We start from the raw sequence: 5,278 nt of genomic DNA on the forward strand, positions 1-5,278 counted from the left end.
TCGACTCTGATCTCGGCGCCATCGGATCAGGTTCGCAAGATTGACGGTCCACCATAGGGGCGCCATCGCTGCCGCGACGTAAGCGTCGGCGAGGATCTGAAGCACGAACCACGGGACCGAGTGTCCGAGCACGATCGCCCACGCCCACCAGCGGCCGGACCCTACTTTCCACTGACCGTACAGACCGATCGCCTCGAACACGAGGAGGATCGTCCACGTCGTCGAGTTCACGGTCGAGGTCCTGTCGTGCGGCGCTCGTCTCGTCGACGTTGGATCTCCCCGAACGATTGTCCGCCCATCTGCCGGCGGAGGTGCGGGACGTTGTTCGAGACGATGCCGATCCGGAGGGTCGGAGCGAGGACGGCGAGAAGGTCGCTCGACTCCTGATCGGTGTAGTCGGCGGCGGAGAGATCGTCGTCGGTGGCGAACACCTCGGCGTGCCGGTCGACGTCGAGGTCGAGGAGGTGGTCCTCTTTCCCTCCGAGGGAGAACAACCATCGGAAGTTCGGCGGTGCTTGACCCTCGACCAGTCGACGAAACCGGGAGACCTCCTTCGTGTACGCGTAGAACAGGACGTCCGGAGTCACTCGGGCGATCCGGAGCCACGCCTCGACGTATCCGTCGGACAGGAAGTCGCCGGCGTCATGGATCCGCACGGCGGACCCTCCGGCCTCGGCCCACTCGATCGCCCATTCGTCGGCCGGGTCGATCGTGTCGAGGACGTCGAGGCGGGGATCTCCGCTCGGTCGGTGTCGAGGGTGAGCGAGTTCGGAGATCATCTCGTCGGACCATCCGTCGAGGTCGTCGAGGATGCGGGCGAGGTTGCGGAGGTGGGCGCCTCTGACATTCGAGAAGGCGTATGAGTTGACCCGGGCGTAGCAGAGAGCGAGACATCCGTCAGCGTTGGGGCAGGCGTTCACACGGCGGCCATCGTCGAGGGTGACGGGGCCGGCGGGGATAGTCCAGTTCCACACTCGGATTCGGCGGAGTTCTGAGTTCTGCCGGAGCAACGTCGCCGCCATCGGTCAGAGGAGACGGACGACGGGCATACAGGGGTCGTCGCCGTCGTCGAGGGCGGACTCCTCGTCGGCGGTGATCGGTCCGAGATCGTGAGTCGAACAGAACGACGTCGAGCACCATCCCCGGGAGAGTCCGTAGTCGAGCCATTGCTCAGCGGTGAGGGTCGGGTCGGTGGTGAGCGGGTTTCCGTGGTGGTCGGTCATGATCTCGATCGTAGTCGCCGGCGGTGTTTCATGTGAAACACTCGATCAGAGGCGGCCGAGTCCGCCGAGGTCGAACGCGTTGCTCTTGCCGAGACCGACGGGGACGAAGTCGGGGATGATTCCGTCGGTGCCGGCGATGCCGAGCGAGGAGATCGCCCATACGAGCGCGTCGAGGCGGTCGGGAGACTCTCCGGACGACTGAGTCCATGTCGTGAGTTGATCTTCGAGGACGGCGAAACCGACGGCCGATCCGACGTGATGAACTCGACCCTGCTCATACAGTGCGGCGATCGGTTCGGCTCGTGTCCGTTTCCCGACTCTCGCGGTGACCCGGGTGACGGGCAGTCCGGGGCGAACCGTGCGGAGGACCTGAGTCACGAGGTCGCCGCCTTGATTGCCTTCGGCGATGACCCGGTCGGCCTGCCACTGATCGAACGCCTCGACCGCTCGACTCGCCCACTGATCCGGAGTCGGTCGGAGTTCCCGAGGGATCGTCGCATCTTCGAGAACGTACGCGTGTCCTGAGCATCGTTCGGTTCGGCACGTCTCCGGGACGTGAGGACCGAGAGCGACGACGACGATCCCGGTCTCGTCGGCGGCGTCGCCGGACGTGACGGCCGGATCGACTCCGACGACGACTCTCGTGAAATCTCCACGGTCGACGGCGATCACCATTCCACCTCGGCGGAGATGAGGCGCGCCCGGAGCGCGTCGATCTGATCGGCGGCGTCAGTGAACGATCGTCCGGACAGCATGACGAGACCGACCTCGGAGGAGTCGGCGAGTTCGGCGAGGAGTCGGAGTTCGGTCACGATGTCGAGATCCCGGTCGGCGGTCATGAGGACCATTCCGCTCGGAGTCGGTCGATCTGATCGAGGGACCATAGGGCGCCTTCGACGTCGGTCAGGAGTTCGCCGTACAGTTCTTGACGGCCGATCCGGGTTCCTTCATAGGCGGCGAGGACCTGATCCCGGAACGACGGCGCGAGGTTGACAAGGTTCGCGTACGTCGTGTCGGTCGTGGTCGTGGTCGTGTCGCGCTCCATGATCTGCCGGATCAGTTTCACGCGTTTCGGTGTCGTCGTCACGAAACACTTCGGGTCGCGACCGATGCGGAGTCCGAGCATGAGATTATTCCACGACGTGTCGAGGGAGTCGCCTTTCGTCGCGTCGGGCCATGCGGCCATTTCATCGCACCACGCCGCGTCGTGCTGAGGACCTCGTAACTGAGACGGGGCCGCCGCCGAATAGGTGAACGCCTGCGCGCCGTTCGGCCACACGAGACGCCGTTTCGTTGGCTCGTGCTCCGGTCGAGGATGAGGATCCGAACACGCCATGATCCCCGAGTCGCCGTAGATCATGACGTCGCGCGCGTCTGCCGGTGTGCGGGCGACGAGAGCGATCCGTTTCGCACCTTTGTTCCACACTTGGTCGAGGACCCATTCGGCGCCGGCGCGAGTCTTGCCGGTGCCACGGCCGCCGGAGAACAACCATACGAACCAGTCGTTTTCGGGGGGACGTTGAGAGGCGCGCGCGTGTCGACACTCCGGGAGATGGTCCGTCGAGTCGATCGGATGATCGCACCAGTGAAACCCTTCGTGCGGAGCGCCATCGCATCCCGGCACGGGACAGTAGAACCGACGTCGAGGCGCGTTCTCGTGGAGATCGAGGATCCGGAGGACCGATCCGATCTCGTCCGGTGAGAGTTGGGCCAGCATCGAGAACCTCTCCTCCCGGCTGAACGACTCGGGGGAGATGAGGAAATCGTCGAGCGTCGGAGTCGTGCTCACTGCTCCGGCGTGATGTCGTCGGTTCCGAGTCCGAGGGCAGAGGCGAGTCGTGCTTCGAGATCGACGAGGTCGACTTCAGTCTTGATCGGTCCGCCTTCGGGACCGCTGATCTCGGTTCGGTTGATTCGTCCCCATCGCTGCGGATGCGATCGTTCGAGGTACCACGCGGCGGCCTGCCATGTTCCGTCGTTCGCTGCTTTGTTGATGATGCCGGTGTTCCGTACCTCTGCTTGTGCTCGGGCGGTCTCTACTGCCTCGCGGAACTCGCGGTAGATGGTCTCGGTTTTCAGTGGTTTCTCGCCGGCGTTGGCTCGGTCGCGTTCGATGCGGCCTCGTTCCATCCATCGGTAGTAGGTGCCTTGATCTATGCCGGCGTATGCGGCGGCGGCTTCTTGGTAGTTGCCGGCGGTGAGGGCGGAGAGAATCTTTTCCTTGACCTCGGGAGTGAGTTTCGTCTTTGCCATGAGGTGATGTTACTCCGGTTCAGTCAGAGGTTGAGGAGTTGTCGGAGTTCGGCGGCGATGGTGTCGGGGTCGAGGGTGCCGTCGAGTCGGATCGTTTCGTAGGTGTCGGTGAGGTTGCGTATCTTGGTGATGCGGCCGTTCACCCATGACGGGTTCTGTATGACGGTGGATCGTGCGGCTCGTCGAGAGGCGGCGAGGTCTGTCGGGGTGTCGAGCCATACGAGGCGGAGGGTGTAGTCGCTGTTGAGGATCGCGTCGAGGAACGACGGGTTCGCTAGGCGGTCTCCTTCGGCGATGAGATGTCGGGCGGGGTGGGTTGCGATCCATGAGACGGCGCGAGGTTGGACGTTTCGAGAGAGAGCGTCAGTTCCGGGGAACAGGGGTCGACGGTGTCCGAGTTCGACGGCGGTCAGGGCGTGATCGTTGTCGGGGTCGAGTAGCGCGACGTGTTTCAGGGGTTTGTCGAGCGGGAGGGTCGCGAGGTGAGCGGTCGCTTTCGCTAGTGCTGTCGACTTCCCGGATCCGGGGATTCCGATGATGTAGGTGAACGTGTCAGTCATCGGTCTTGTCGTCAGCGAGTGCGGCGAAGGACGGCGTGCGATCCCTCCGGCCAGCCTTTCTTCGCTCGTGTGGTGATTAGGTGCGGATAGGTGCGGACGAGGTAGTCGATCTCTGTCATCTTCTGTTCGAGTCTGTCGGAGATTGACCCGTATCCGCCGGCGGTGTAGCGGCTACAGTCCGGAAGAATCCAGTTGTCGTTCACTGTCACTCCGAATCGGTCAATGTTTAGCGCAGTCCAGCAGAGGTCGTCGATCGTGTGAACGTTGCGATCGAATCGGAGATCGGTTTTCTGTACCATCCATGCGCGCCCATCGGCGAAGGTGTTGTACGTCCATTTCTTTGTTCGGAAAAGGACGTTTCCCACGCCGCAAAAGCCGACGAGGTGCGCGCCCATTTTCTCGGCGTGCTCGGTGTCTTTATGTGCGCGTTCAAGGAATGTTTCTAATGAGATTTTTGTCCGGAACCGTGGTCTCCATTCGCTCTGATTTTCCATCGTGATCGGGAGAGGCGACGCTTCGAGTTCAGTGTCGTATGTGTCCACTGATGAAACGCTTCGGAGATCGTCGACGAGGAACATCGCCCATTCGCCTTCGGTCATCATGTCGAGGGCTATGTTTCGGTTGTATGCCAGTCCTCGGGGTTCTCCGGTTGCGATGATTCGATCCGGTCTGACTCGTCCGGCCTCGATGAAATGATCTTTCTGCTCCTCGGAGTGACAGAGGACGACGTGTTCAATGTTCTCTGCTTCGAGCATCGGCGATGTAGTGATCGTCTCGTATCGGTCGTAAGTGAAAACGAAGACTCGTGGGCGGTCCGTTGTCATGCTAGGAAACCTTGTTCGCGTTGTCGGTCGAGCATCGTGATCGCTGAGTTCGTGCGGGACTGTCGAGCGTCGGCGAGTTCCTCATCCGGTGGGAGGCAGTGAGCCATCTTCGCCACTGAGTAGTACACGACCGAGTATCGGTATCCGTCCGGGCGGATGTCGATCGGGGTGACGCCGTGGACGATCTCCGGTCCGGGGAACATCACGACGGCGCCGTCTCGACACGGAATGACGACGTCGTACTCGGGTAGGTGGAGATGTCCGCCTCGGGTGTTTCGTCGGACGACGACCATCGCCGACCATGCGCCTATTCCGTTGTTTCGGTCTCGGTGATACATGAGGGCGGAGGTTTTGTTCACGATGCCGGAGGTCCACGCGGTGTCGCCGAGGCGCCAGTCGGGGAGGATGTGCTCGGCGG

General features: G+C 62.5%; 10 protein-coding genes. All 10 read right to left on the bottom strand.

All coding sequences use genetic code 11. The features are described from left to right. The coding region (locus ACIQ0Q_RS08745; RefSeq protein WP_395772554.1) for a hypothetical protein at window positions 1–231 on the bottom strand (231 nt) is incomplete at its 3' end. Further along, on the bottom strand, window positions 228–1,022 hold the full coding sequence (locus ACIQ0Q_RS08750; protein WP_395772555.1) for a hypothetical protein: 795 nt from the start codon (window positions 1,020–1,022) through the stop codon (window positions 228–230). The genes ACIQ0Q_RS08750 and ACIQ0Q_RS08745, both read right to left, overlap by 4 nt. Window positions 1,023–1,025: 3 nt before the next feature. After that, window positions 1,026–1,223, bottom strand: a complete 198-nt coding sequence (locus tag ACIQ0Q_RS08755) for a hypothetical protein (protein ID WP_395772556.1) — start codon at window positions 1,221–1,223, stop codon at window positions 1,026–1,028. Window positions 1,224–1,268: 45 nt separating this feature from the next. Continuing rightward, entirely contained in the window at window positions 1,269–1,898 is a 630-nt protein-coding gene (locus ACIQ0Q_RS08760) for a hypothetical protein (RefSeq protein WP_395772557.1), read from the bottom strand. Next, window positions 1,892–2,062 (bottom strand): hypothetical protein, encoded by a 171-nt coding sequence (locus ACIQ0Q_RS08765; RefSeq protein WP_395772558.1) that lies wholly within the window; start codon window positions 2,060–2,062, stop codon window positions 1,892–1,894. Before ACIQ0Q_RS08765 ends, ACIQ0Q_RS08760 begins: the two co-directional genes overlap by 7 nt. Next, a complete protein-coding gene (locus ACIQ0Q_RS08770; RefSeq protein WP_395772559.1) occupies window positions 2,059–2,940 on the bottom strand; it encodes a terminase large subunit domain-containing protein in 882 nt (293 codons plus the stop codon). The genes ACIQ0Q_RS08765 and ACIQ0Q_RS08770 overlap by 4 nt, the downstream gene beginning before the upstream one ends. Window positions 2,941–3,008: 68 nt before the next feature. Continuing rightward, complete coding sequence (locus ACIQ0Q_RS08775) at window positions 3,009–3,476, bottom strand: hypothetical protein (RefSeq protein WP_395772560.1); 468 nt, start codon at window positions 3,474–3,476, stop codon at window positions 3,009–3,011. Between the two features lie 23 nt (window positions 3,477–3,499). After that, entirely contained in the window at window positions 3,500–4,036 is a 537-nt protein-coding gene (locus ACIQ0Q_RS08780) for a P-loop-containing protein (protein WP_395772561.1), read from the bottom strand. Window positions 4,037–4,047: 11 nt separating this feature from the next. Next, entirely contained in the window at window positions 4,048–4,860 is an 813-nt protein-coding gene (locus ACIQ0Q_RS08785) for a hypothetical protein (RefSeq protein ID WP_395772562.1), read from the bottom strand. Beyond that, the coding region (locus ACIQ0Q_RS08790) for a hypothetical protein (RefSeq protein ID WP_395772563.1) at window positions 4,857–5,278 on the bottom strand (422 nt) is incomplete at its 5' end. The genes ACIQ0Q_RS08790 and ACIQ0Q_RS08785, both read right to left, overlap by 4 nt.

It is taken from the genome of Arenimonas sp., from assembly GCF_044348765.1.
Taxonomy (GTDB): Bacteria; Pseudomonadota; Gammaproteobacteria; order Xanthomonadales; family Xanthomonadaceae; genus Arenimonas.